The 22,077-nt window shown below is 72.2% G+C and carries 19 protein-coding genes and 1 pseudogene; 4 read left to right on the forward strand and 16 right to left on the reverse strand.

Annotation, left to right across the window (positions count from 1 at the left end; translation table 11 throughout):
* Window positions 1-2 precede the first annotated feature (2 nt).
* Window positions 3-95 (forward strand): annotated as a pseudogene (locus ABZ945_RS31045) (uridine kinase); the annotation flags it as partial.
* Window positions 96-115: 20 nt separating this feature from the next.
* Here the strand turns inward: ABZ945_RS31045 and ABZ945_RS31050 are convergent.
* Window positions 116-1,315 (reverse strand): helix-turn-helix domain-containing protein, encoded by a 1,200-nt coding sequence (locus ABZ945_RS31050; protein WP_361276412.1) that lies wholly within the window; start codon window positions 1,313-1,315, stop codon window positions 116-118.
* Window positions 1,316-1,752: 437 nt separating this feature from the next.
* The gene (locus tag ABZ945_RS31055; RefSeq protein ID WP_361276414.1) at window positions 1,753-2,010 is read right to left on the reverse strand and encodes a hypothetical protein; all 258 of its coding nucleotides are present in this window, start codon (window positions 2,008-2,010) and stop codon (window positions 1,753-1,755) included.
* Window positions 2,011-2,557: 547 nt separating this feature from the next.
* On the opposite strand from ABZ945_RS31055, the gene ABZ945_RS31060 reads away from it, so the two are divergent.
* Window positions 2,558-3,079 (forward strand): universal stress protein, encoded by a 522-nt coding sequence (locus ABZ945_RS31060; protein ID WP_361276416.1) that lies wholly within the window; start codon window positions 2,558-2,560, stop codon window positions 3,077-3,079.
* Window positions 3,080-3,164: 85 nt separating this feature from the next.
* Here ABZ945_RS31060 and glmS read toward each other — a convergent pair whose 3' ends face one another.
* From glmS to ABZ945_RS31120, 12 genes are all read right to left on the reverse strand, one after another.
* Window positions 3,165-4,982: a glutamine--fructose-6-phosphate transaminase (isomerizing) gene (gene glmS, locus ABZ945_RS31065; protein ID WP_361276419.1), complete on the reverse strand. Its 1,818-nt coding sequence runs from the start codon at window positions 4,980-4,982 to the stop codon at window positions 3,165-3,167.
* A 76-nt stretch (window positions 4,983-5,058) separates the two neighbouring features.
* Window positions 5,059-5,334: a hypothetical protein gene (locus ABZ945_RS31070; protein ID WP_361276421.1), complete on the reverse strand. Its 276-nt coding sequence runs from the start codon at window positions 5,332-5,334 to the stop codon at window positions 5,059-5,061.
* A gap of 110 nt (window positions 5,335-5,444) precedes the next feature.
* On the reverse strand, window positions 5,445-7,271 hold the full coding sequence (locus ABZ945_RS31075; protein ID WP_361276423.1) for an IucA/IucC family siderophore biosynthesis protein: 1,827 nt from the start codon (window positions 7,269-7,271) through the stop codon (window positions 5,445-5,447).
* On the reverse strand, window positions 7,268-7,837 hold the full coding sequence (locus tag ABZ945_RS31080) for a GNAT family N-acetyltransferase (protein WP_361276480.1): 570 nt from the start codon (window positions 7,835-7,837) through the stop codon (window positions 7,268-7,270). The genes ABZ945_RS31075 and ABZ945_RS31080 overlap by 4 nt, the downstream gene beginning before the upstream one ends.
* A gap of 32 nt (window positions 7,838-7,869) precedes the next feature.
* The gene (locus ABZ945_RS31085; RefSeq protein WP_361276425.1) at window positions 7,870-9,150 is read right to left on the reverse strand and encodes a lysine N(6)-hydroxylase/L-ornithine N(5)-oxygenase family protein; all 1,281 of its coding nucleotides are present in this window, start codon (window positions 9,148-9,150) and stop codon (window positions 7,870-7,872) included.
* On the reverse strand, window positions 9,134-10,576 hold the full coding sequence (locus ABZ945_RS31090) for an aspartate aminotransferase family protein (protein ID WP_361276427.1): 1,443 nt from the start codon (window positions 10,574-10,576) through the stop codon (window positions 9,134-9,136). Before ABZ945_RS31090 ends, ABZ945_RS31085 begins: the two co-directional genes overlap by 17 nt.
* Window positions 10,577-10,853: 277 nt before the next feature.
* Entirely contained in the window at window positions 10,854-11,714 is an 861-nt protein-coding gene (locus ABZ945_RS31095; RefSeq protein ID WP_361276429.1) for a siderophore-interacting protein, read from the reverse strand.
* 5 nt (window positions 11,715-11,719) lie between these two features.
* Entirely contained in the window at window positions 11,720-12,760 is a 1,041-nt protein-coding gene (locus ABZ945_RS31100) for an ABC transporter substrate-binding protein (protein ID WP_361276432.1), read from the reverse strand.
* 197 nt (window positions 12,761-12,957) lie between these two features.
* Window positions 12,958-14,121, reverse strand: coding sequence for an acyl-CoA dehydrogenase family protein (locus ABZ945_RS31105; protein WP_361276435.1), 1,164 nt, complete (start codon window positions 14,119-14,121; stop codon window positions 12,958-12,960).
* 5 nt (window positions 14,122-14,126) lie between these two features.
* Window positions 14,127-15,095: a hydroxymethylglutaryl-CoA lyase gene (locus ABZ945_RS31110; protein ID WP_361276438.1), complete on the reverse strand. Its 969-nt coding sequence runs from the start codon at window positions 15,093-15,095 to the stop codon at window positions 14,127-14,129.
* A complete protein-coding gene (locus tag ABZ945_RS31115) occupies window positions 15,092-17,140 on the reverse strand; it encodes an acetyl-CoA carboxylase biotin carboxylase subunit (protein ID WP_361276482.1) in 2,049 nt (682 codons plus the stop codon). Before ABZ945_RS31115 ends, ABZ945_RS31110 begins: the two co-directional genes overlap by 4 nt.
* Before the next feature lie 74 nt (window positions 17,141-17,214).
* The gene (locus tag ABZ945_RS31120) at window positions 17,215-18,828 is read right to left on the reverse strand and encodes a carboxyl transferase domain-containing protein (protein ID WP_361276485.1); all 1,614 of its coding nucleotides are present in this window, start codon (window positions 18,826-18,828) and stop codon (window positions 17,215-17,217) included.
* A 140-nt stretch (window positions 18,829-18,968) separates the two neighbouring features.
* On the opposite strand from ABZ945_RS31120, the gene ABZ945_RS31125 reads away from it, so the two are divergent.
* On the forward strand, window positions 18,969-19,547 hold the full coding sequence (locus ABZ945_RS31125) for a TetR/AcrR family transcriptional regulator (protein ID WP_361276441.1): 579 nt from the start codon (window positions 18,969-18,971) through the stop codon (window positions 19,545-19,547).
* 17 nt (window positions 19,548-19,564) lie between these two features.
* Here the strand turns inward: ABZ945_RS31125 and ABZ945_RS31130 are convergent, their stop codons facing one another.
* A complete protein-coding gene (locus tag ABZ945_RS31130; RefSeq protein WP_361276443.1) occupies window positions 19,565-20,941 on the reverse strand; it encodes a hypothetical protein in 1,377 nt (458 codons plus the stop codon).
* 262 nt (window positions 20,942-21,203) lie between these two features.
* Here ABZ945_RS31130 and ABZ945_RS31135 point away from each other — a divergent pair, with 262 nt between their 5' ends.
* Window positions 21,204-21,365 (forward strand): hypothetical protein, encoded by a 162-nt coding sequence (locus ABZ945_RS31135; protein WP_361276446.1) that lies wholly within the window; start codon window positions 21,204-21,206, stop codon window positions 21,363-21,365.
* Window positions 21,366-21,381: 16 nt separating this feature from the next.
* Here the strand turns inward: ABZ945_RS31135 and ABZ945_RS31140 are convergent, their stop codons facing one another.
* Window positions 21,382-21,999 carry a class I SAM-dependent methyltransferase gene (locus tag ABZ945_RS31140; protein ID WP_361276449.1) on the reverse strand — a complete coding sequence of 206 codons (618 nt, stop codon included), beginning with the start codon at window positions 21,997-21,999 and terminating at the stop codon, window positions 21,382-21,384.
* Window positions 22,000-22,077: the final 78 nt, after the last annotated feature.

Genomic DNA, 22,077 nt, shown 5'->3' on the forward strand with positions numbered 1-22,077 from the left:
GCGTGCGACTCGAACCGATCACCTGGGAACGGCTGACCGACACCCTCGCCGCGCGGCTGGACGGGCTCGCCCCCGGCGACGGCAGCGACTGGCTGGTGAGGCGGTACGGGTGGTGCTACGAGGCGCCGCGGGGGCCCGGCAGTGCGGCGCCGCGGAGCGGGGCGAAGGCGTCCGGTTCGTGGCCGGACGGGGGTCCGGCCGGTGAACCCACCCCGGCGGGGGCGGGGCGGCGTGCCCCAGGACCGCCCTGGGTCGGCAGCACCGCCTCCATCAGCGGCCCCGGCACGGGCGCCGGCTCGCCCTGGGGGCGGCGGGCCCGGTACGCGGCCCGATAGGCGGCGGGCGAGGAGCCGAGCTGGCGGCGGAAGTGCCCGCGCAGCGCGACCGGCGAGCGGAAGCCGCAGCGCCCCGCCACCTCGTCCACCGAGTAGTCGGAGGTCTCAAGGAGACGCTGCGCCTGGAGCACCCGCTGGGTGATCAGCCACTGCAACGGCGCGCTGCCGGTCAGCGAGCGGAACCGGCGGTCGAAGGTCCGGCGGCTCATATACGCACGGGCGGCCAGCGTCTCCACGTCGAACTGCTCGTGGAGGTGCTCCAGCGCCCAGGCGACCACCTCGGCCAGCGGGTCGGAGCCGATCTCCTCGGGCAGGGAGCGGTCCAGATAGCGCTCCTGGCCGCCGGTGCGGCGCGGCGGCACCACCAGTCGGCGGGCCAGCGCCCCGGCGGCCTCGGCGCCGTGGTCGGTCCGCACGATGTGCAGACACAGGTCGATTCCGGCCGCCGTCCCGGCGGAGGTCAGCACATCCCCGTCGTCCACGAAGAGCTCCCGCGGGTCCACATGGACCGACGGGTAGCGCTTGGCGAGTGTCGGCGCGTACATCCAGTGCGTGGTGGCCGGGCGCCCGTCCAGTAAACCGGCCGCGGCCAGGACGAACGCCCCGGTGCACAGCCCTACGATCCTGGCCCCCTCCTCGTGCGCCCGGCGCAGCGCCTCCAGCGCCTCGGCGGGCGGCGGCGAGGTGATCGAGCGCCAGGCCGGCACCACGACGGTCCCGGCCCGCCCGATGGCCTCCAGGCCGTACGGGGCGCTCAGCTCCAGCCCGCCGGTGGTGCGCAGCGGTCCGTCCTCACCGGCACAGACGAGCAGCCGGTAGCGCGGCACCCCGGCGTCCTGCCGGTCGATGCCGAACACCGACAGCGGGATGGAGCTCTCGAAGATGGGACCGCCACTGAACAGCAGCACCGCGACGACCTCGCGACGGCGCCGCCCCGACAGTTTGCGCCCCGTCTCCGACACGGCGGAGTCCTGGCTCATGACGCTAAGCCCCCCTCGGTGTTCGCGTCTCCTAGGTCCTGTCGCACCTGCACGTTTCCCCTCGGTTTGGCACGGGTCCCCAGTCGGCGTTGGTCATGATCGAATCTACTGGTTCCCGCAGCGCCGGTGGGGCAAGTTCCGCATCCGGCGCTATATCGACAAGGCAACTTGGCGCGAAGCATTCGATCACGAAGGGTTCCATCCGCGGGCCGCGCAGGGAAGTGCGCTGTCCGGGCATGGCCCAACCGCGTAGGGTGCGAACAACCCCCGCGACCCTGTCTTGCCTGGTGACAAGGGCCCTGATGGGACGTTCGGACCGGGGGGCACCCTCAGCCGGAAGTTGGCTGAAAACATACGGGTGCAGGTGTGCGAAAGCGTCAGCCGTACGGTACTCCCGGCCGGACGGGAGGGACCGCCTCCGCTTCGGACCTTGGCTCTCAGCCCTCGTCGCCGGGGCCGGACCGCTCCGCGCGGCGCAGCAGCACCCGTCGGCAGGCGCCGGTCACCGCGACGAGCCCCAGGGCGGCCGCCACCGCGCCCCCCGAGGACGTACCCGCGACCACGGCGCCCACCGCCACCAGCGCGCAGCCGAACGCCGCCCAGCGGACCACCAGGCCCGCCGCGCGCACGGGGCCCGGCTCGGCGCCGGGCGCGGACGGGGAGGAGGAGGGCGGGCGCTGCGGGTGGACGGGCACGGGCGGCTCCCGGGGCGGAGGAGGGACGGCGGGCCGTTGGCCGGTACGGGGCCGCTCCCCGCACCCCGTGGCCAACGATCGGCCCCGCGGCCGGTCACCCCGCGTACCGCCGCCCGTGACGCCCCCGAGGGCCGACGCCTCCGCGTACCGCCGCCCGTGACGCACCCGAGGCCGGGCTATCGCGTACGCCGGTCACCCCTCCCGTACGGGAACGCTGTACGACACAACCGGCATTGCCATACGGGTCGGGCTCGTGCATGCTCCCTGGAACGCCGTGTGACCGCCGCGGCAGGGCGGCGGGCGCGGGGCGGCCACTGGGCAGTGGCGGAGTGCCGCCGTACTCTTGGGGTATGGGACGGGAAGGGTGAACCCCGGACCGGGAGATGGAAACCCGGACCAGAGGGGTGAATCCCGGACGGAAGGGTGAAGCCCGGACGGAAGGGTGATTCCCGGACTGACTCCCGGACCACGGCACGAGGCCGCCACCCGGCGGAGCGTTCCCCGTTCCCTGTTCCTTCTTACAAGGACCCGATTCGTCGAGACACCGATGGCCGGTCACGAAATCCCCGAACCCGCGGACCGCAGGCAGGTCGCCGATCACACGGTCGACCCCCTGGCGGCGAACGAGCCACGTCATTCCTGCGACCCCGCCTTCATGTACGGGGTGGTGGTGGGCTTCGACGGCTCGATGTCCAGTGAGCGCGCACTCGCCTACGCCATCGGCATGGCCCGGCGCAGCGGCTCCGGACTGATCATCGTCCATGTGGCCAACCGGCTGCCCACCACGGTGTGGGCCGGCTGCGAGCCGCCCGTCTTCGTGGACCTCCCCGACCACCGCACCGAGGTCCTCGGGCTGGAGCTGGCCTGCGCGGACTACCTCAGCGAGGTGCCCTGGATCCTGGTGGAGCGCGGCGGCGACATCTGCCACGAGCTGGAGGAGGTCGGCCGGGAGTACGCGGCCGACGCCATCGTGGTCGGTTCCACCCAGGGAATCGTCGGCCGGATCTTCGGCTCGGTCGCCGGGCGGCTCGCCCGCCGCGCCCAACGCCCGGTGATCGTCATCCCGTAGGGCAATCAAGGGAAACGGGGGCGGCCCCCGGTGCGTACGGAGATGCGGTACGCGCCGGGGGCCGCCCCTCATCCGGCCGGGGACGTCACTCCACGGTGACGGACTTCGCCAGGTTGCGCGGCTTGTCGATGTCCCGGCCGAGGGCCAGGGCGGTGTGGTAGGCGAAGAGCTGGAGCGGGATGCCCATCAGGATGGGGTCCAGCTCGTCCTCGTTCTTCGGCACCACGATGGTGTGGTCGGCCTTCTCCTGGATCTGGTGGGCGACCGCGAGGATCTTGCCGCTGCGGGCCTTGATCTCCTCCAGGGCGGCGCGGTTCTTCTCCAGCAGGTCGTCGTCCGGGACGATGGCGACCGTCGGCATCGCGGGCTCGATCAGCGCCAGCGGGCCGTGCTTCAGCTCGGAGGCCGGGTAGGCCTCGGCGTGGATGTAGGAGACCTCCTTGAGCTTCAGCGAGGCCTCGCGGGCCACCGGGTAGCCCCGGACCCGGCCGATGAACAGCATGGACTTCGCGTCCGTGTACTGCTCGGCCAGCGCCTTGATCTCGTCCTCGGTCTTGAGGATCTCGGTGATCTGGGCGGGCAGCTTGCGCAGGCCCTCGATGATCCGCTTGCCGTCGGCGACCGAGAGGTCCCGGATCCGGCCCAGGTGCAGGGCGAGCAGGCCGAAGGCGACCACCGTGTTGGTGAAGCACTTGGTGGAGACCACGCAGACCTCGGGGCCGGCGTGCACGTAGACGCCGCCGTCGGTCTCCCGGGCGATCGCGGAGCCGACCACGTTGACCACACCGAGGACCCGCGCGCCCTTGCGCTTCAGCTCCTGGACGGCGGCCAGCACGTCATAGGTCTCACCGGACTGGGAGACGGCGACATAGAGGGTGTCGGGGTCGACCACCGGGTCGCGGTAGCGGAACTCGGAGGCCGGCTCGGCGTCGGCGGGGATCCGGGCCAGCTCCTCGATCATCTGGGCGCCGATCTGGCCGGCGTGGTACGAGGTGCCGCAGCCCAGGATCTTGACCCGGCGGATGCCACGGGCCTCGCGGGCGTCCAGGTTGAGGCCGCCCAGGTGCACGGTGGAGAACCGGTCGTCGATCCGGCCGCGCAGCACCCGGTCGACCGCCTCGGGCTGCTCGGAGATCTCCTTGTGCATATACGTGTCGTGGCCGCCCATGTCGTACGACTCGGCCTCCCACTCCACGGTGGTCGGCGTCGCCGTGGTGGTCGAGCCCTCGGTGGTGTACGTGCGGAAGTCGTCGGCCTTGATGGTGGCCATCTCGCCGTCGTCCAGGGTGACCACCTGGCGGGTGTGGGCGACCAGGGCGGCGACGTCGGAGGCGACGAACATCTCCTTCTCGCCGATGCCGAGGACGACCGGGGAACCGTTGCGGGCCACCACGATGCGGTCGTTGAAGTCGGCGTGCAGCACGGCGATGCCGTAGGTGCCCTCGACGTGCTTCAGCGCCTGGCGGACCCGCTCCTCCAGGGTGTCCGCCTCGGAGCGGGCGATCAGGTGGACCAGCACCTCGGTGTCGGTCTCGGAGAGGAAGACGGTGCCGTCGGCCTCCAGCTTGGCGCGCAGCTCGGTGGCGTTGTCGATGATGCCGTTGTGCACCACGGCGACCTTCTCGTCACCGGACATGTGCGGGTGGGCGTTCTCGTCGCTCGGGGCGCCGTGGGTGGCCCAGCGGGTGTGCGCGATGCCGGTGGTGCCGGTGAAGCGCTTGGGGACGCGGGCCTCCAGCTCGCGGACCCGGCCCTTGGCCTTGACCATCTTCAGGCCGGTCGCCTTGGGGCTGGTGATGACCACGCCCGCCGAGTCGTAGCCCCGGTACTCCAGCCGCTGCAGGCCTTCCAGCAGCAGCGGAGCCACGTCGCGCTTGCCGATGTAACCGACGATTCCGCACATATGGTGAAAACCCCTCCGAGTGGTTCGTGTGTGCCCGGGGCCGTCCCCGCCTGTTCTACGGGGCGGGGTGGCCGGGTCAGCCGTAGACGATGCGGCGCAGCTGGCGGAGCGAGAGCCCCGGCGGCGCCACGGCGCGGTGCGGCAGCTCGGCCGCGATGCGTTCGAAGATCGTGGCGTTCACCGCGCCGGCCGCCTGCAGTTCGCGGTGGCGGCGGCGGACGAACTCCTCGGTCGTCTCGTCGAAGTACGCCAGCACATCGAGCACCACCCGGGAGGCCTCACCGCGCCGCAGCGCGGTGCTGCGCACCAGGTGGTCGATGAGGTCGTCATGCGACGGGCGGCGTTCGAGCACCCGTAGATACTGAGGGCCGTGAGCCGATTTACGCAACATCCCTGCCCGGATTCGGGCAAGGATGGGCGTTGAGGGGCTGCTATTGGTCTGGACCCGGGGGATGAAGGGGCCTATTTCGGGCCGTGGGGTGCCAGGGGGTTGCTCAGGGTGCCGACGAACTGGAGGGCGCCGGCCGGGTCGGCCAGGTCCACCATCTGCTCGTTGTTCCGCAGCTGGAGCCGGTTGAGGCAGGACAGCCGGAACTCGGGCGCGAACAGGTCGTAGCGGCGGAACTTCTCGGCCAGCTCCGGCCGGGATGCCTGGTAGTCGCGGACCGTCTCGGCCACCGTGCGCCAGAAGCCGTCCTCGGAGAGCAGGCCCTCGTCGGCCAGGATGGCGGAGAGAAAACGGAAGAAGCAGTCGAAGACGTCGGTGAAGATGGAGAGGAGTTTGGTGTCCTCGGGGACTTCGACGCGGATGCGCCGGACCTCCGGGGGCAAGTCGGCCTCCGGGTCCATCACCGCGATCTCCTCGGCGATGTCCTTGAAGACCGCCCGGACCACCGCGCCGTCCTCCACGACCAGGATGACGTTCTCGCCATGGGGCATCCACACCAGGTCGTAGGCGTAGAAGGTGTGCAGGATCGGCAGCAGATAGGCGTCCAGATAGCGGCGCAGCCACGCGGCGGGGGACAGCCCCGACTCGACGACCAGCGCGGCCGCCAGGGATCCGCCGTCCTCGTCGGTGTGGAGGAGGGAGGCCATGGTGGCGAGGCGCTGGCCGTCAGCCAGGGTCGGCATCGGGCTCTCCCGCCAGAGCGCGGCCAGCATCTTGCGGTAGGGGGAGTAGCGGTCGGTGGCGGCCTCGTACTCCAGATGCCGGTAGCCGACGGCGGCGCGCTCCCGGATGATCGAGAAACGGGCGGCGGTGAGCACCTCGTCCCGCTCGATGAGATCCGCCAGCCAGTCGTTGATCAGCGGGGTGGCCTCCATATACGCGGCGGAGAGCCCGCGCATGAAGCCCATGTTGATGACGGACAGGGCGGTCTTGACGTAGTGCTTGGCGGGGTCGGTGGCGTTGAAGAAGGTACGGATCGACTGCTGAGCCAGGTAGCGGTCCTGCCCCTCACCGAGCGGCACCAGCCGCCGCTGGGCGACCTCGGCGGCGAAGGTGACCGCGAGCTTGTTCCACCACTGCCAGGGGTGCACCGGGATCAGCAGATAGTCGGCGAGGTCCAGGCCCTGGGCGGCCAGGGTGGCGGCGAAGCCGTCCACGGTCGCGTCGCCCAGCTCGGCCCGGATGAAGGCCTCGTAGTCGACGCCCTCGCCGCCGGTGAAGGCGGTCCGGTCGCGGCGGGCGGCCAGCCAGAGCAGCCGCAGCGGATGGGCCGCCTCCGGCGCGTAGGCGTGGTACTCGCCGATGCCGAAGCCCAGGCGGCCGTTGTTGGCGACGAAGCAGGGGTGGCCCTCGGTCATCCCGGTCTCGATCGACTGGAAGTCGGCCTTCGCCAGCTCGGCGGCACTGATCCGCGGCTTGGTGGACTTGTACGCCGTACCGGAGAGGGTGGAGGAGATCTCCTCCAGGTAGACCGGCAGGATCTGCTCGCTCAGCCCGAGCGAGCCGCGCAGCTCGGTGACGAACTGGAGGGCGTCCACCTCCAGCTCCTCCCCGCCCCGGTGCCGGGTGATCGACTCGGCGCGCACCTGCCAGTGGTCCAGGGCGTAGCGGTCGGCGGCGAAGCGGTACTCCACCGTCCCGTCGTCGCTGGTCACCCGGTAGCGGCCGGCCTCCAGCGGCTCGGGGGTGAGCAGCCGCTCATGGCTGAACTCGGCCAGCGCCTTGCGGACCAGCAGCCGGTTGGCGCGCGCCCAGCGCTCGGGGGTGAGATGGGCGACCGCGTCCTCGGGAGCGGGCACGCCTTGATAGGTGCTGGTCAGGGTCGTCTCGGTGATCGTCATCGGGCGGCTCCCACGGCGTCCTCGAACTGCTTTCTGGTGCATACGCTCAAGAGAGCGTCCTTCTCGGGTTTGGCGATCTCCCGGACGGTCTCGAAGCCGACCGCCGCGTTGAGGGCGTGGACGGCCGCGTTCCGTACGTCCGGCTCCACCACCACCCGTACGGTGTCCGGGTCGGCGAACAGCTCCCGCATCACGGCGGTGATCACCGCCCGGGTGTAGCCGTGCACCGGGGTCTCGGCGGGCGGGACCAGGAAGTGCATCCCGACGTCGCCCGGCTCGGGCTCGTACAGCCCGACCAGCTCCACATACCTCGGGTCGTACCGCTCCATCAGGAACGCGGGCCGCCCGGTCAGCTCCCCGACGAAGGCGTCATGGTGCGGGTGTGCGGCGATCGCGGCGTACTCGCGCTCCACGTCCTCCCGCGTGAGGTCCCGCATCATCCAGTAGGCCGCCTTGGGGTGGCTGACCCAGCGGTGCAGCAGCTCGCCGTCGGCGGCCGGATCGACCGGGCGGAAGGCGAACGCCTCGGGGGCGGGGGCGCGGCCCCTCTCGGGAATGTCCTTCATGTCATCCATATCGGCCATGCCATGCATATCGCTCATATGCCGAACTCCTGGAACGCGATGGACTTCTCCACCGGGTAGTGCTCGCGGCCGAGCAGCTCCCGGATGATGTAGGCGTTGCGGTAGGCCCCCATGCCCAGGTCGGGGCTGGTGACGGAGTGGGTGTGCACCCCGGCGTTCTGGAGGAAGATCCCGCGTCCGGTGGTGTCGATGGAGTAGTTGCGGGCCACGTCGTAGCGCCCCTGGCCGTCCCAGCGGATCCGGTCGCGGACCGGGGACAGAAAGCCGGGCACCGCGTACCGGTAGCCGGTGGCCAGGATCAGCCCGTCGGTCTCGATGGTGAAGTCCTTGCCCTGCTCCTCCTGGCGCAGCCCCAGGGTGTAGCTGCCGTTCTCGTAGGAGGCGCCGGTCAGCGCGGTGTTGGTGAGCAGCCGGGTGGGGACGGGTCCGGCCACGTTCTTCTGGTAGAGCAGGTCGAAGATGGCGTCGACCAGCTCGCCGTCGATCCCCTTGAACAGCCCCTTCTGCCGGGCCTCCAGCCGGTAGCGGGTCTCCTCGGGCAGAGCGTGGAAGTAGTCCACGTACTCCGGGGAGGTCATCTCCAGCGTCAGCTTGGTGTATTCGAGCGGGAAGAACCGGGGGGAGCGGGTGACCCAGTTGAGCCGGTAGCCGTGCACATCGATCTCGGACAGCAGGTCCTGGTAGATCTCGGCGGCGCTCTGGCCGCTGCCGACCAGGGTGATCGTCTCCTTCTTCACCAGCTCCTCGCGGCGGTGCAGATAGCGCGAGTTGTGGATCAGGTCGCCGTCCAGCCCCTCGCAGGCCTCCGGGACGTACGGCGGGGTGCCGGTGCCCAGCACCAGCCGGCGGGCTCGCAGCGTCCGGCCGTCGGCCGTCCGCACCGCGTACACCTCCTCCGCCTCCTCGAACTCCACCGAGGTGACAGTGGTGTCGAAGTGGATGGAGGAGAGGCGGTTCGCCGCCCAGCGACAGTAGTCGTTGTACTCGGTGCGCAGCGGATAGAAGTTCTCGCGGATGTAGAACGAGTAGAGCCGGCCCTTCTCCTTGAGGTACTGCAGGAAGGAGTACGGCGAGGTCGGGTCGGCGAGGGTGACCAGGTCCGACATGAACGGCGTCTGGAGGTGGGCGCCGTCCAGGAACATCCCGGAGTGCCACTCGAAGTCCGGCTTGGACTCCAGGAAGACGCCGTCCAGCTCCTCGATGGGCTCGGTGAGGCAGGCCAGCCCGAGGTTGAACGGGCCCAGTCCGATCCCGATGAAGTCGAGAGCCTGGCGCGGCTCAGGAGGCGTGGACAAGGTTCTCTCCCAGGTACTGCTCGGCGTGGTCGGCGATCAGGTCGAGAACGGCGGCGATGTCCTCGGTGGTGGTCTCGGGGTTGAGGAGGGTGAACTTCAGGTACTGGCGGCCGTCCACGGAGGTGCCGGCGACCACCGCGTCCCCGGAGGCGAACAGCGCCTTGCGGGCGTGCAGATTGGCCCGGTCGATCGTGCCGGGGCTGGTGACGGCGGCCGGGATGTAGCGGAAGACCAGGGTGGAGAGGGTGGGGCTGACCACCACGTCGTAGCGCGGGTCGGCGGCGAGCAGTCCGAAGCCGGCCGAGGCCAGCTCGCAGACCTCGTCGAAGAGCTGCCCGACCCCGTCGGCGCCCATCACCCGCAGGGTCATCCAGAGCTTGAGCGCGTCGAAGCGGCGGGTGGTCTGGAGCGACTTGTCCACCTGGTTGGGTATCTGCTCGGCCACCGCCCGGCGGGGGTTGAGGTACTCGGCGTGGTGGGTGGCGTGCCGGAGGGTGGCGGTGTCGCGGACCAGCAGCGCGGAGGAACTGACCGGCTGGAAGAAGGACTTGTGGTAGTCCACGGTCACCGAGTCGGCCCGCTCGATACCGTCGAGCAGGTGGCGCCGGGTGGGGGAGGCCAGCAGCCCGCAGCCATAGGCGGCGTCCACATGCGTCCAGGCGCCGTGGCGGGCGGCGAGTTCGGCGATCTCCGGCAGCGGGTCGATGGAGCCGAAGTCGGTGGTGCCGGCGGTGGCGACCACGGCCATCGGCACCAGCCCCTCGGCGGCGCACCGCTCCAGCTCGGCGGCGAGCCAGACCGTCTGCATCCGCCGCTCGCGGTCGGTGGGGATGGACACCACCGAACGGGCGGGCAAACCAAGGAGTTTGGCGGACTTCTCCACGCTGAAGTGGCTGGACTCGGAGGTGAACACGCGGAGCTGGGCCGGGTCGTCGTACTTGGCCTCCTCCCGGGCCAGCAGCAGTGCCTGGAGGTTGGACTGCGAGCCGCCGGAGGTGAACACCCCGTCGGCGGCGGGTCCGAGCCCGGCCCGGTCGGCGGTCCACTCGATCAGCCGCCGCTCGATGAGGGTGCCGCCGGCGCTCTGGTCCCAGGTGTCCAGGGAGGAGTTGACGGCGGAGAGCACCGCTTCGCCGACCACGGCGGGGATGACCACCGGGCAGTTGAGGTGGGCCAGATAGCGCGGGTGGTGGAAGTAGACCGCGTCGTCCAGATAGAGCCCGCTCAGCTCGTCCAGCGCGGCGGAGGAGTCGCCGAGCGGCCGGTCGAGGTCGACCGCCGAGATCCGCGGCGCCAGCGCCTCGGGGGTGGCGCCGGTGAACGGCCTGCGGGTGGTGGCGAGTCTGTCCGCCACTCGCTCGACTCCTTCGGTGACGGAACGCCGGTACTGATCCGCCGTCGCGTCATTGAGCAGGTGCGAGCGCATGGGAATGGTCCTCCCGGGGCAGGGGGCATGGGGAAGGGCGGCTTCGTGAGTGAGGTTAGCCTAACCTAATTTACGTAAGCAACTCGGCAATGCCGGTGCCCGGTGCGGGAGTTGTGAAGGCCTGTTAGGGCTCGCAAAGGTGGGGTGGAGGGGTGGGCGGGGCGGTGCGTTGCGATGGCGTACGGGGTGGGGGGCGGGTGCGCATACGTGAACGGGCCCGGGTATGCGTACGGGCGGGAGGCCTGGTGGCCGATCCCGCCCGTGTTCCGCGCGTGTTCTAGTAGGTGTCCGGCTCCGCCGGGGCCGAGCGCAGGGCGTCCTCGGTCAGGCCGCGCCGCCAGTAGCCGACGAAGGTGACCCGGCGCCGGTCGATGCCGCGCTCGCCCACCAGATGGCGGCGGAGCGCCTTGACGGAGCCGGACTCGCCGGCGATCCAGGCGTACGGCCGCGCCCCCGTCGGCTCGGCGGCCCGCACCGCCTCGACGGCGGACGGGGCGCCCTCCTCGCGGACCAGCCAGACGACCTCGGCGTCCGCGGCGGTGGCGGGCTCCAGCCGGTCGGCCGCGCACGGGACCTCCAGCCAGACCCGGGCCCGTATCCCCGCGGGCAGCGCCCCCAGGATGGCCGAGGCGGCGGGCAGTGCCGTCTCGTCGCCCCAGATCAGCACCTCGTCGGCGTCCTCGGGCAGCCGGAACCGCACCGCGGTGTTGTCCGCGACCGCCGGGCCGAGCACCACCGCCCGGTCGCCCTCGGCCGCGGCCAGGGCCCAGCGGCAGGCGGGGCCGCCGTCCTCGTGCACGGCGAAGTCGATGTCCAGCTCGTCCGGGCCTCTCCGCTGCTCGCGCACGGTGTACGAGCGCATCACCGCGCGCTCGCCGTCGGGCATGGCCCGCCAGCCGGCGAGGACCGGAGGGTAGTCCTCGCCGGTGGTGAACTCCGGCAGCCCCGGCTCGTCCCGTCCCGGGGCCGGCAGGAACAGCGACACGCTCTGGTCGCACCCGCCCGAGGCGAAGGCGCTCAGCCCGTCCTCGGTGGCCCCGGTGAAGGTGACGCGGACCAGCGACGGACCGAGCCGCCGGGTCCGGGCCACCCGCAGGGAGAAGAAGGTGAACGGAACGGTGGCCGCCGTGGTCGCCATGGGGGTCAGGCCACCTTCTTGGCGTTCTCGATCGCCGCGGCGAGGTCGTCCAGGATGGTCGCGCACTTGTCGTAGGAGAAGATCGGCTCGGTCACCCGCGGGTACACCTGGCCGGCCTTGACCGCGGGCAGCCGGGCCCAGGTCGGCTTGGACGTCAGGTCGGCGGGCTGGATGGCCGAGGTGCGGTTGTCCATGATGATCACGTCGGCCTGGTAGGTGTCGACGTTCTCCCAGCTGAGGCTCTCGAAGAAGCCCGCCTTGTCCACCTTGGGCTTGACGAACTTCACGCCCAGCTCCTCGTAGTAGGCGGTGTCGGCGGACGTCGAGGCGAGCGAGACATAGAACAGCTCGGCGCTGGCGGAGCCGATCAGCACCCTGATCTCGGGGCGCGACTTCGCCGCGGCGCGCAGCCGGGCGGACGCCTTCTCGAACCGGGCCCTGGCGTCGGTGACCTTCTTGCTCTTCAGGTCCGCGCCCAGCGACCCGGCCAGCTCCGCGTGGCGCTGGACGGCCTTGGCCATGGTGGTCTTGGAGGCCTCCAGGGCCACCGTCGGCGCCAGCTTGGAGATCTTGTCGTGGGAGGTGTCCGGGACGTACCAGAGCTTGCCGGGCAGCCACATCGCGGAGACCAGCAGCTCGGGCTCCAGCTTCAGGTACTTCTCGATGTCGAACTCGTTGTAGGCGTTGCCGATGACGGTCAGCTTGTCGACGTCCAGATCGCCGGCCTGCACATCGGGCTTGACCTGCTTGGTCTTCGGGTCCTTGACGGTGGTCGGGCCGAAGACGCCCTTCACCTCGACGCCGTAGTCGTGCAGGGCGGCGGCGGTGCCGACGAAGGCGACGATGTTCTTGGGGACCGTCTTCGTCTCGACGGTCTTCTTGCGGTCGTCGGTGAACTTCCAGGGCCCGGAGGCCTTGCCGTCCGCGCCCTTGTCCTCCTTGCCGCCGCCGCACGCGACCAGAGCGGCGCCGAGCCCGAGGGCGCCGCCCGCGGCGAGCAGCCCCCGGCGGGTGAGGTGAGAGGCGCGGTCGTTGCCGGTCGTCATGGTGGAGTCGCTTTCGTACGGCCGGGATCCGGCCAGCGGGCAGGTTCGGCGGTCAGGTTAGCCTAACCTCACACCGCGCATTCAAGGTGGGGCCCGTACCCCTGGCCTCCGCTGCCGCTACCCGGGGCCCCTCCCCGTACACGCCGGGAGCCCGCCGCCCCGGGATGGGGTGGCGGGCTCCTGGGCCGGGGGCCGGGTCAGGCGGCGCTCAGGCCGAGTTCGCGGGCGATCAGCATCCGCTGCACCTCGCTGGTGCCCTCGCCGATCTCCAGGATCTTGGAGTCCCGCCACATCCGGGCCACCGGGTACTCGTTCATGAAGCCGTAGCCGCCGTGGATCTGGGTGGCCTCACGGGCGTTGTCCACCGCGACCGTGGAGGAGTACAGCTTGGCGATCGCCGCCTCCTTCTTGAACGGCTCCCCGCCGACCAGCCGGGAGGCCGCGTCCCGCCAGCCCACCCGGGCCATGTGCGCCCGCGTCTCCATGTCGGCGATCTTGAACTGGATGGCCTGGTTGTCGCCGATCGGGCGGCCGAAGGCCTGGCGCTCCTTGGCGTATTTCACCGACTCGTCCACACAGCCCTGCGCCAGCCCGGTGGCCAGCGCGGAGATGGCGATCCGGCCCTCGTCCAGGATGCGCAGGAACTGGGCGTAGCCCCGGCCCTCCTCGCCCAGCAGGTTGGCGAGGGGCACCCGGACGTCGGAGAAGGACAGCTCCCGGGTGTCCGAGGCGTTCCAGCCGACCTTGGAGTACGGGGCGGCCACCGTGAAGCCCGGGGTGCCGGAGGGCACGATGATCGAGGAGATCAGCGGGCGGCCGTCCTCCTTGCGGCCGGTGACGGCGGTGACCGTGACCAGCCCGGTGATGTCGGTGCCCGAGTTGGTGATGAAGCACTTGGAGCCGTTGATCACCCACTCGTCGCCGTCCCGTACGGCGGTGGTGCGGGTTCCGCCCGCGTCCGAGCCCGCGCCCGGCTCGGTCAGCCCGAACGCGCCCAGCAGCTCGCCCGAGCAGAGCCGGGGCAGCCACTCGCGCTTCTGCTCCTCGGTGCCGAACCGGTAGACCGGCATCGCGCCCAGCGAGACGCCCGCCTCCAGGGTGATGGCCACCGAGGAGTCCACCCGGGCCAGCTCCTCCAGGGCGATGCCGAGCGCCAGGTAGTCGCCGCCCATGCCGCCGTACTCCTCCGGGAAGGGCAGACCGAACAGGCCCATCCGCCCCATCTCCCGGACGATCTCGTACGGGAACTCATGCCGCTCGTAGAAGTCGCCGATCTTGGGCGCCACCACCTCGCGGGCGAACTCCTCGACGGTGCGCCGCAGTTCCTCGTGCTCGGCGGAGAGCCGGTGGTCCAGGGACATGGTGATCAGGACTCCTTGTGGGAGGCCGCGCCGGTGAGGGCGCGGACGGTGCGAGAGGGGCTGGGCCGCCCCAGGTGTCCGGCCATCCACGCGCTGGTGGCGGTGAGCTGGCCGAGGTCGACCCCGGTCTCGATGCCGAGGCCGTGCAGCATCCACACGAGGTCTTCGGTGGCGAGGTTGCCGGTGGCGGACTTCGCGTACGGGCAGCCGCCGAGCCCGCCGGCCGAGGCGTCCACCGTGGTCACCCCGTGCCGCAGCGCGGTCAGGGTGTTGGCGAGCGCCTGCCCGTAGGTGTCGTGGAAGTGGACGGCGAGCCGGTGGCCGGCTATCCCCGCCGCGTCCAGTGCGGTGAGCAGGGCGGAGACATGGCCCGGGGTGGCCGTGCCGATGGTGTCGCCGAGGCTCAGCTCGTCGCAGCCCATCTCGGCCAGCCGCCGGCAGACGGCCACCACCTGCTCGACCGGGACGGCCCCCTCCCAGGGGTCGCCGAAGCACATCGAGAGATAGCCGCGCACGGTCAGGCCGTGCTCCACGGCCCGGGTCACCACCGGGGCGAACATGGCCAGCGCCTCGTCCACCGTGCGGTTGAGGTTGGCCTTGGCGAAGGACTCGGTGGCGCTGGCGAACACCGCCACCTCCCGGGCGCCCAGCGCCAGCGCCCGGTCCAGGCCGCGCTCGTTGGGCACCAGCACCGGCAGCCGTATCCCGGGCAGCGCGTCCCGCACCCGGGGGAACAGCTGCTCGGCGTCGGCCAGTTGGGGCACCCACTTGGGGTGGACGAAGCTGGTCGCCTCGATGGTGGTCAGCCCGGCGGCGGCCAGCCGGGTGATGAACTCGGCCTTGACCTCGGTGGGGACCCGCGCCTGCTCGTTCTGCAGGCCGTCCCGGGCGCCCACCTCGTGGATCCGCACCCGGGCGGGGAGGGCGGGGTCGCGGACCACCATGGGGAGGGCGTCCGTCGGGGGAGTGCTCATCGGGTCGCCTCCTGGCCGGTCGGTACGGGGGGCCGCGGGGCTACGGGGTCTCCGGCGGCCTCCTGGGCGCCCTCGGCCCCCTCGCCGGTCCCGGCGGCGTCGCCGCCGGCCGCCGGGTGGGGCATCACCACCGCCAGCACCTGGTCCATGGCGACCGCCGTGCCCGGGGTGACGTCCAGCTCGGCGACCGTGCCGTCGTGCGGGGCGGAGATGACGTGCTCCATCTTCATCGCCTCCACCACCAGCAGCCCCTGCCCGGCGGTGACCTCGTCGCCCACGCCGACCTTCACCACGGTGACCGTGCCCGGCATGGGCGCGGTCAGCGAGTCGGCGCCCGCGTGCGCGCTCGCGCCCAGCGAGGCAGCCACCGGGTCGTGGTCCGTGACCTGCCAGCTGTCGCCGTCCCGGCCGAGCCAGCCGCCCGCCCGGTGGAAGGTGTGGGTGACCCCGTCGACCTCCACCGTCACCGCGTCCGGGGTGACCCGGGCGGTGCGGGCGCGGGAGCGGTGGGCCACCGGGTCGAGACCGGGCACCCGCAGCCAGTGGGTGACCGGGGCGGCCTCGCCGCCGAGGCGCCAGCCGCTCGGCACCGAGAACGGGTCCGTCCAGCCGCCCGCGTCCGGCTCGGGGCGCAGCGCCTCCTCGCGTACCGCCGCGGCCGCCTCGTACACCGCGTCCGGCACCCCGTCCGGCACCAGCCCGTCGGCCTCCCGCTCCACCAGACCGGTGTCCAGGTCGCCGGAGACCACATCCGGGTGGGCCAGCAGCCGCCGCAGGAAACCGGCGTTGGTCGGTACGCCGAGGGTGACCGTGTCGGCCAGCGCGGCCCGCAGCTTGCGCAGCGCGGAGGGCCGGTCGGCGGCGTGCACGATGACCTTGGCGAGCATCGGGTCGTAGAGGCTGGAGACCTCGGTGCCCTCGCTCAGCCCGGAGTCGGTGCGGACGCCGTCGCCGGACGGCTCGTGCAGGGCGAGGACCGTACCGCCGGAGGGCAGGAAGCCGCGGGCGGGGTCTTCGGCGCAGAGGCGGGCCTCGATGGAGTGGCCGGTGAGCCGGACGTCCTGCTGGCCCAGGCCGAGCTTCTCCCCGGCGGCCACCCGCAGCTGCCACTCGACCAGGTCGAGGCCGGTGACCAGCTCGGTCACCGGGTGCTCCACCTGGAGCCGGGTGTTCATCTCCATGAAGTAGTACGCGGAAGGGTCGGTGCCCGGGACGATGAACTCCACCGTGCCCGCGCCCCGGTAGCCGCAGGAGCGGGCCGCCTGCACGGCCGCCTCGCCCATCGCCGCCCGGGTCTCCTCGTCCAGCAGGACCGAGGGCGCCTCCTCGATGATCTTCTGGTGGCGGCGCTGGAGCGAGCACTCCCGCTCACCGAGGTGGATGACGTTGCCGTGCCCGTCGGCCAGCACCTGGATCTCGATATGCCGGGGGCGGTCGATCCACCGCTCCACCAGCAGGGTGTCATCGCCGAAGGAGGCGCGGGCCTCGCGCCGGGCGGCGGCGATCTCGTCCGCGAGCGCGGCCTCCTCGCGTACCAGCCGCATGCCCTTGCCGCCGCCGCCCGCCGAGGGCTTCAGCAGCACCGGCATACCGATCTCCCGGGCGGCGGCGGCCAGTTCGGCGTCGCTCAGCCCGCTGCCGGAGGAGCCGGGCACCACCGGCACCCCGGCGGCCTTGACGGTCTCCTTGGCGCGGATCTTGTCGCCCATCAGCGCGATGGCGTCGGCGGGCGGCCCGATGAAGACCAGCCCGGCCTCCTCGCAGGCCCGCGCGAAGGCGGCGTTCTCGGCCAGGAAGCCGTACCCGGGGTGGACGGCCTGGGCGCCGGTCGCGGCGGCGGCCGCCAGCAGTCGGTCGGCGCGCAGATAGCTCTCCCCGGCGGGCGGCGGCCCGATCCGGACCGCGGTGTCCGCCTCCCGTACGTGCCGGGCGTCCGCGTCGGCGTCGCTGAAGACCGCCACCGAGCGGATGCCGAGCGCCCGCAGGGTGCGGATCACCCGGACGGCGATCTCGCCGCGGTTGGCGACCAGGACCGTGTCGAACATGCCCGTCCTCGCAGTTGAATTGGTCATGGCTTCATGTGATGGGTCATGGCTTCTGGTGATGGGTCATGGCCGCCTCACATCCGGAAGACGCCGAAGCCGGCGTCGCCGAGCGGGGCGTTGGCACAGGCGGTCAGGGCCAGGCCCAGCACCTGCCGGGTCTCCAGCGGGTCGATCACCCCGTCGTCCCAGAGCCGGGCGGTGGCGTAGTAGGCGCTGCCCTGCTCCTCGTACTGGGCGCGGATGGGGGCCTTGAAGCCCTCCTCGTCCTCCGCGCTCCAGTCGTCTCCGAGCTGGTCGCGCTTGACGGTGGCGAGGACCGAGGCGGCCTGCTCGCCGCCCATCACGGAGATCTTGGCGTTGGGCCACATCCACAGGAACCGGGGGGAGTACGCCCGGCCGCACATCGAGTAGTTGCCCGCGCCGTAGGAGCCGCCGACCACCACGGTCAGCTTGGGCACCCGGGCGCAGGCGACCGCGGTGACCATCTTGGCACCGTGCTTGGCGATCCCGCCGTGCTCGTAGTCCTTGCCGACCATGAAGCCGGAGATGTTCTGGAGGAAGAGGAGCGGGATGCCGCGCTGGTCGCACAGCTCGATGAAGTGCGCGCCCTTCTGCGCGGACTCGGCGAACAGGATGCCGTTGTTGGCGATGATCCCGACCGGGTGGCCGTGGATCCGGGCGAAGCCGGTGACCAGGGTCTGCCCGAACTCGGCCTTGAACTCCTGGAAGCGGGAGCCGTCGGTCATGCGCGCGATGATCTCGCGGGCGTCATAGGGGGTGCGGGAGTCCACCGGCACCGCCCCGTACAGCCCGGCCGGGTCCACCGCGGGCGGCTCCACCGGCTCCACCGCCCAGGGCAGCGGGCCGCGGCCGGGCAGGGTGGCCACGATGTTCCGCACGATCCGCAGCGCGTGGGCGTCGTCCTCGGCGAGGTGGTCGGTCACCCCGGAGATCCGCGCGTGCACCTCGCCGCCGCCCAGCTGCTCGGCGGTGACCACCTCGCCGGTGGCCGCCTTCACCAGCGGCGGGCCGCCCAGGAAGATGGTCCCCTGGTTCCGGACGATCACGGCCTCGTCGCTCATCGCCGGGACATACGCCCCACCGGCGGTGCAGGAGCCGAGCACGGCCGCGATCTGCGGGATGCCCGCGCCGGACATCCGGGCCTGGTTGTAGAAGATCCGCCCGAAGTGCTCCCGGTCCGGGAAGACCTCGTCCTGCTTGGGCAGGAACGCCCCGCCCGAGTCGACCAGGTAGACGCAGGGGAGGCGGTTCTCCAGCGCCACCTCCTGGGCGCGCAGATGCTTCTTGACGGTCATCGGGTAGTAGGTGCCGCCCTTGACGGTGGCGTCGTTGGCGACCACCACCACCTCGCGACCGGAGACCCGGCCGATGCCCGCGATCACCCCGGCGGCCGGGGCCTGGTCGTCGTACAGCCCGTTCGCCGCCAGCGGCGCCAGCTCCAGGAACGGCGAGCCGGGGTCGAGCAGGGTGTCCACCCGGTCGCGCGGCAGCAGCTTGCCGCGCGCGGTGTGCCGGGCCCGGGCCCGCTCGCCGCCGCCCAGCCGGGCCGCCGCCAGCCTGCCCCGCAGCTCGTCGGCGAGCTCCCGGTGGGCCGCCTCGTTCGCCGCCCAGGCGGCCCCGTTCGGGTCCGCCGCGCTGCCGAGGACGGGCGCTTGGGACGCGCCCATGCCCGGCGCCCGTCCGGTCGCCGCCGCCGCTGCCTGTCGCATCGTGTCGAGCCCCCTTGCCCGTACGCCTGCCGGTGTTAGTTAACGTTAACTCCGCGCTCAGGTTAACGAGCGCTAACGCCGCTGTCTAGAATCTCCCCATGACCACCAGGACCGACGCCCCCACCCGCCGCGAGCAGATCCTGCGCGAGGCCGCCCGCCTCTTCGCCGAGCGCGGCTTCCACGGCGTCGGCGTGGACGAGATAGGGGCGGCGGTCGGCATCAGCGGACCCGGGCTGTACCGGCACTTCCCCGGCAAGGACGCCATGCTCGCCGAGCTGCTGGTCGGCATCAGCGAGCGCCTCCTCGACGGCGGGCGGCAGCGGGTCGCGGAGGCGGCCGGAGACCCCGAGGCGCTGCTCGGCGCGCTCATCGACGGCCATATCGACTTCGCCCTCGACGACCGCCCTCTGATCACCCTGCACGACCGCGAGCTGGACCGCCTCCGGGACGCCGACCGGCGCAGGGTCCGCCAGCTCCAGCGGCAGTACGTGGAGGTGTGGGTCGCCGTCGTCCGCGAGCTCTACCCGGCCCCGCCCGAACCGGAGATCCGGGCCGCCGTGCACGCCGTCTTCGGGCTGCTCAACTCCACCCCGCACATCGGCCCGCTCGGCCGCGGTGAGATGGAGGCCCTGCTGCGGCGCCTGGCCCACGGGACGCTGGGGGCGCTGGGGGAGTGAGGGCGGGACCGGCGGGGTCAGGGGCAGCTGTCGGGTGACGCGGTGAACGTGCCGGGGTCCAGCGGTGCGAAGGTGCCGTCGCCGCACAGCCGGGCGGCCGAGGCCACCCCGCCGACGTACACCCGCTGGTAGGCGTCGTACGGGTGGGTCTTCTCCTCGTCGTACGCATCGGCCGAGACCCGGAACGGCCGGCCGTGGTCCTTCACCGTCTGGACCAGGTTCTCGTCGCCGTCCACGATCGTGAAGTCCAGGTTGTACGCGCAGGAGAACCGGGTGGTGGAGGCCCGGACCACCACCACCTCCTGCTCCCCCGGCTTCAGGGTGAGGGAGTGCCCCGCGAAGTAGCGCGCCTCCTCCCCGCCCGGGCGGGTACTGCGGACGTCGGCGACCGGCTCGTCCAGATCGGCGGTGAGCACGACGGAGGTGTCCTGGCCCGCGCTGGGGTTCTCGAAGAAGGTCCCGGTGAGGGGCGGGCCGCACTTCTTGTCGACGACCAGGTCCGTCACCCGTACCGTGCGGGTGGAGTCGCCCTGGAGCACGATCCGGTCCTCGCGGGCGTTCACCGGCACCGCGTCGCGCTCCAGGAACCAGGCGTCGTACCGGCGCATGTCCCCGGTGTCGCCGATCTCGGCCAGCTCGGCGGCGGAGAAGTCGCGGGCGTCCGGGAAGACCCAGCTCGCCTCGTCGAGGGGCACCCGCGTCACCGACACCACCTTGACCGGCGCCCCCGCGCTGGCCGTGTTCTCCTCGTCCACCCCGCGGTCCTTGACCCTGGCGCTGCCCTGGGCGGACGTGGACGGCTGCTCCCGGTGCCAGGGCCCCCAGGCGTACAGCCCGTACCCCGCCGCCACGACCAGCAGTACGGCCGCGGTGGCCGCCACCGGCCAACGCCGCCGGGCCGGTTCCGTGCCCGGATGTCCATGCGGCGCCCGGCCGTCCGGGATGTGGTCGTCCAGGGTGTGCCGGAAGGCGGTCAGCAACCGCTGCTTGGTACGGGGGCGGCGTAAGGTCTCCGCCGCGATCGGCGGCGACAGCCAGCTGCCCGCCAGCGCCCGCCGGACCGTCAGATTGGCGGAGGAGGCGCGGTCCGGGTCGGGGCGCTCGCCCGGCCCCCAGGTCACCAGCCCGAACAGCGCGCCCACCGCCAGGGTCTCCCGCGCGCCCGTGTCGCCGCCGTCCGCCTGGTGCCCGGCCTGCGCCGCCGCCACCACCTCGCGGAACAGCGCGTACACCGCCCGGGCCCGCCGCGCCGGGGTGTCCGGCTGCGGTACCCGTGCGCCCGGCAGCCACCCCAGCAGGGCGGGGCAGCCCTCGATCTCGGCGGGCGCCGCACCGCGGTCCGCGAGGCGGTCCAGCTCCCGCAGTCGCGCTGCGTCGAAGTCCTCGGACGGCACGGGCGCCTCCTTCCCTTCCGGGTCCCCTCCGCTTCCCTCCGTCGGAGGCTAGTGCAGTGCCCGAGCCCGGGGTGCCGATTCGCCGAAGGCCGTACCACCGCTCTACCGGCCCGCTGCCGGTCGCCGGAAACCCGCAGCTCAGAGCCGTACCGCAGATCCGCCGGCCGTGTACCGGGCGGGACCGCGCCCCGCCCCCAGGCTGGAGTCCGGCCGGTGCTCCCGCTCGGGGTGCCGGGAGGACACCGACGGCTGGAGGCCGCTGATGCAGCAGGTGCGGGAGTACGCGGAGTACGTCTGGGGGGTGGCGCCCGTCGCGGCCGGCTACGCGCTGGGGCGCCTCCATCAGTGGTGGCGGAACTGGCGCACCACCCCGGCCCGGCACCGGCTGGACCGGGCGGTGGACGCCTTCCGCGGGGAGGGCTGAGAAGCCGCTCACCGGTTCACCGCTTCACACACAGGGCCGTCTCCCCGAAGGCGTGGCTCTGCCAGCGGTCCGGATCGGAGAGATGGACCGAGACGGCCGGTTCCGGGCCGAGCACCAGATTGCCGACCAGCAGGGAGCCGCCCGGCCGCAGCAGCCGGTGCAGGGCGGCGACCAGCTCACCCGTCGGGGTGAAGCCGTCGAAGAACGCCAGGTCGTAGCCGCCCCCCGGCAGTTCGCGCAGCACCCGCTCGGCCCGTCCCGGCCGTACGGTGATCCGCTCGGCCACCGAGGGGTCGGCGTGCGCGGCGATGGCGGCCCGGGCCAGCCGTACATGCTCCTCGTCCGACTCGACCGTCTCCACCCGGGCGTCCGGGGCGGCCTGCGCCATGCACAGGGCGGTGTAGCCCAGTGCGGTGCCCACCTCCACGATCCGGCGGGCCCCGGTCGCCGCGGCGATCACCGCGGGCAGCGAGCCGTCCCCGTAGGTCACCGCCCCGCAGCCGTGCCGACGACGGTGCCGCCGGGTCTCCGCCTGGACGGCGGCGAACGGGTCGGTGGTGCGGACCGGCTGCCGCACGGCCGCCAGCGCGGCGATCGCGACCAGGCCGAGGCGGTGGGCGGTGTTCGGTGCCATGGGGGATACCTCCGATGCGGCTTTCCGAGTGCCGTTACGCTGCCAGTTGAACCCGGCTTCAACGCAAGCCGCCGAGGT

This window comes from Streptomyces sp. NPDC046887 (genome assembly GCF_040644755.1).
In the GTDB taxonomy this organism is placed as follows: Bacteria; Actinomycetota; Actinomycetes; order Streptomycetales; family Streptomycetaceae; genus Streptomyces; species Streptomyces lichenis.

Bases quoted from the DNA above. Each gene is read 5' to 3' on its own strand.
- ABZ945_RS31075 (WP_361276423.1), bottom strand. From the start codon at position 7,271: ATGACGATCACCGAGACGACCCTGACCAGCACCTATCAAGGCGTGCCC.
- ABZ945_RS31115 (WP_361276482.1), bottom strand. From the start codon at position 17,140: ATGTTCGACACGGTCCTGGTCGCCAACCGCGGCGAGATCGCCGTCCGG.
- ABZ945_RS31100 (WP_361276432.1), bottom strand. From the start codon at position 12,760: ATGACGACCGGCAACGACCGCGCCTCTCACCTCACCCGCCGGGGGCTG.
- ABZ945_RS31135 (WP_361276446.1), top strand. From the start codon at position 21,204: ATGCAGCAGGTGCGGGAGTACGCGGAGTACGTCTGGGGGGTGGCGCCC.
- ABZ945_RS31110 (WP_361276438.1), bottom strand. From the start codon at position 15,095: ATGAGCACTCCCCCGACGGACGCCCTCCCCATGGTGGTCCGCGACCCC.
- ABZ945_RS31120 (WP_361276485.1), bottom strand. From the start codon at position 18,828: ATGGGCGCGTCCCAAGCGCCCGTCCTCGGCAGCGCGGCGGACCCGAAC.
- ABZ945_RS31095 (WP_361276429.1), bottom strand. From the start codon at position 11,714: ATGGCGACCACGGCGGCCACCGTTCCGTTCACCTTCTTCTCCCTGCGG.
- ABZ945_RS31140 (WP_361276449.1), bottom strand. From the start codon at position 21,999: ATGGCACCGAACACCGCCCACCGCCTCGGCCTGGTCGCGATCGCCGCG.
- ABZ945_RS31090 (WP_361276427.1), bottom strand. From the start codon at position 10,576: ATGCGCTCGCACCTGCTCAATGACGCGACGGCGGATCAGTACCGGCGT.
- glmS (WP_361276419.1), bottom strand. From the start codon at position 4,982: ATGTGCGGAATCGTCGGTTACATCGGCAAGCGCGACGTGGCTCCGCTG.
- ABZ945_RS31105 (WP_361276435.1), bottom strand. From the start codon at position 14,121: ATGTCCCTGGACCACCGGCTCTCCGCCGAGCACGAGGAACTGCGGCGC.
- ABZ945_RS31080 (WP_361276480.1), bottom strand. From the start codon at position 7,837: ATGAAGGACATTCCCGAGAGGGGCCGCGCCCCCGCCCCCGAGGCGTTC.
- ABZ945_RS31060 (WP_361276416.1), top strand. From the start codon at position 2,558: ATGGCCGGTCACGAAATCCCCGAACCCGCGGACCGCAGGCAGGTCGCC.
- ABZ945_RS31125 (WP_361276441.1), top strand. From the start codon at position 18,969: ATGACCACCAGGACCGACGCCCCCACCCGCCGCGAGCAGATCCTGCGC.
- ABZ945_RS31050 (WP_361276412.1), bottom strand. From the start codon at position 1,315: ATGAGCCAGGACTCCGCCGTGTCGGAGACGGGGCGCAAACTGTCGGGG.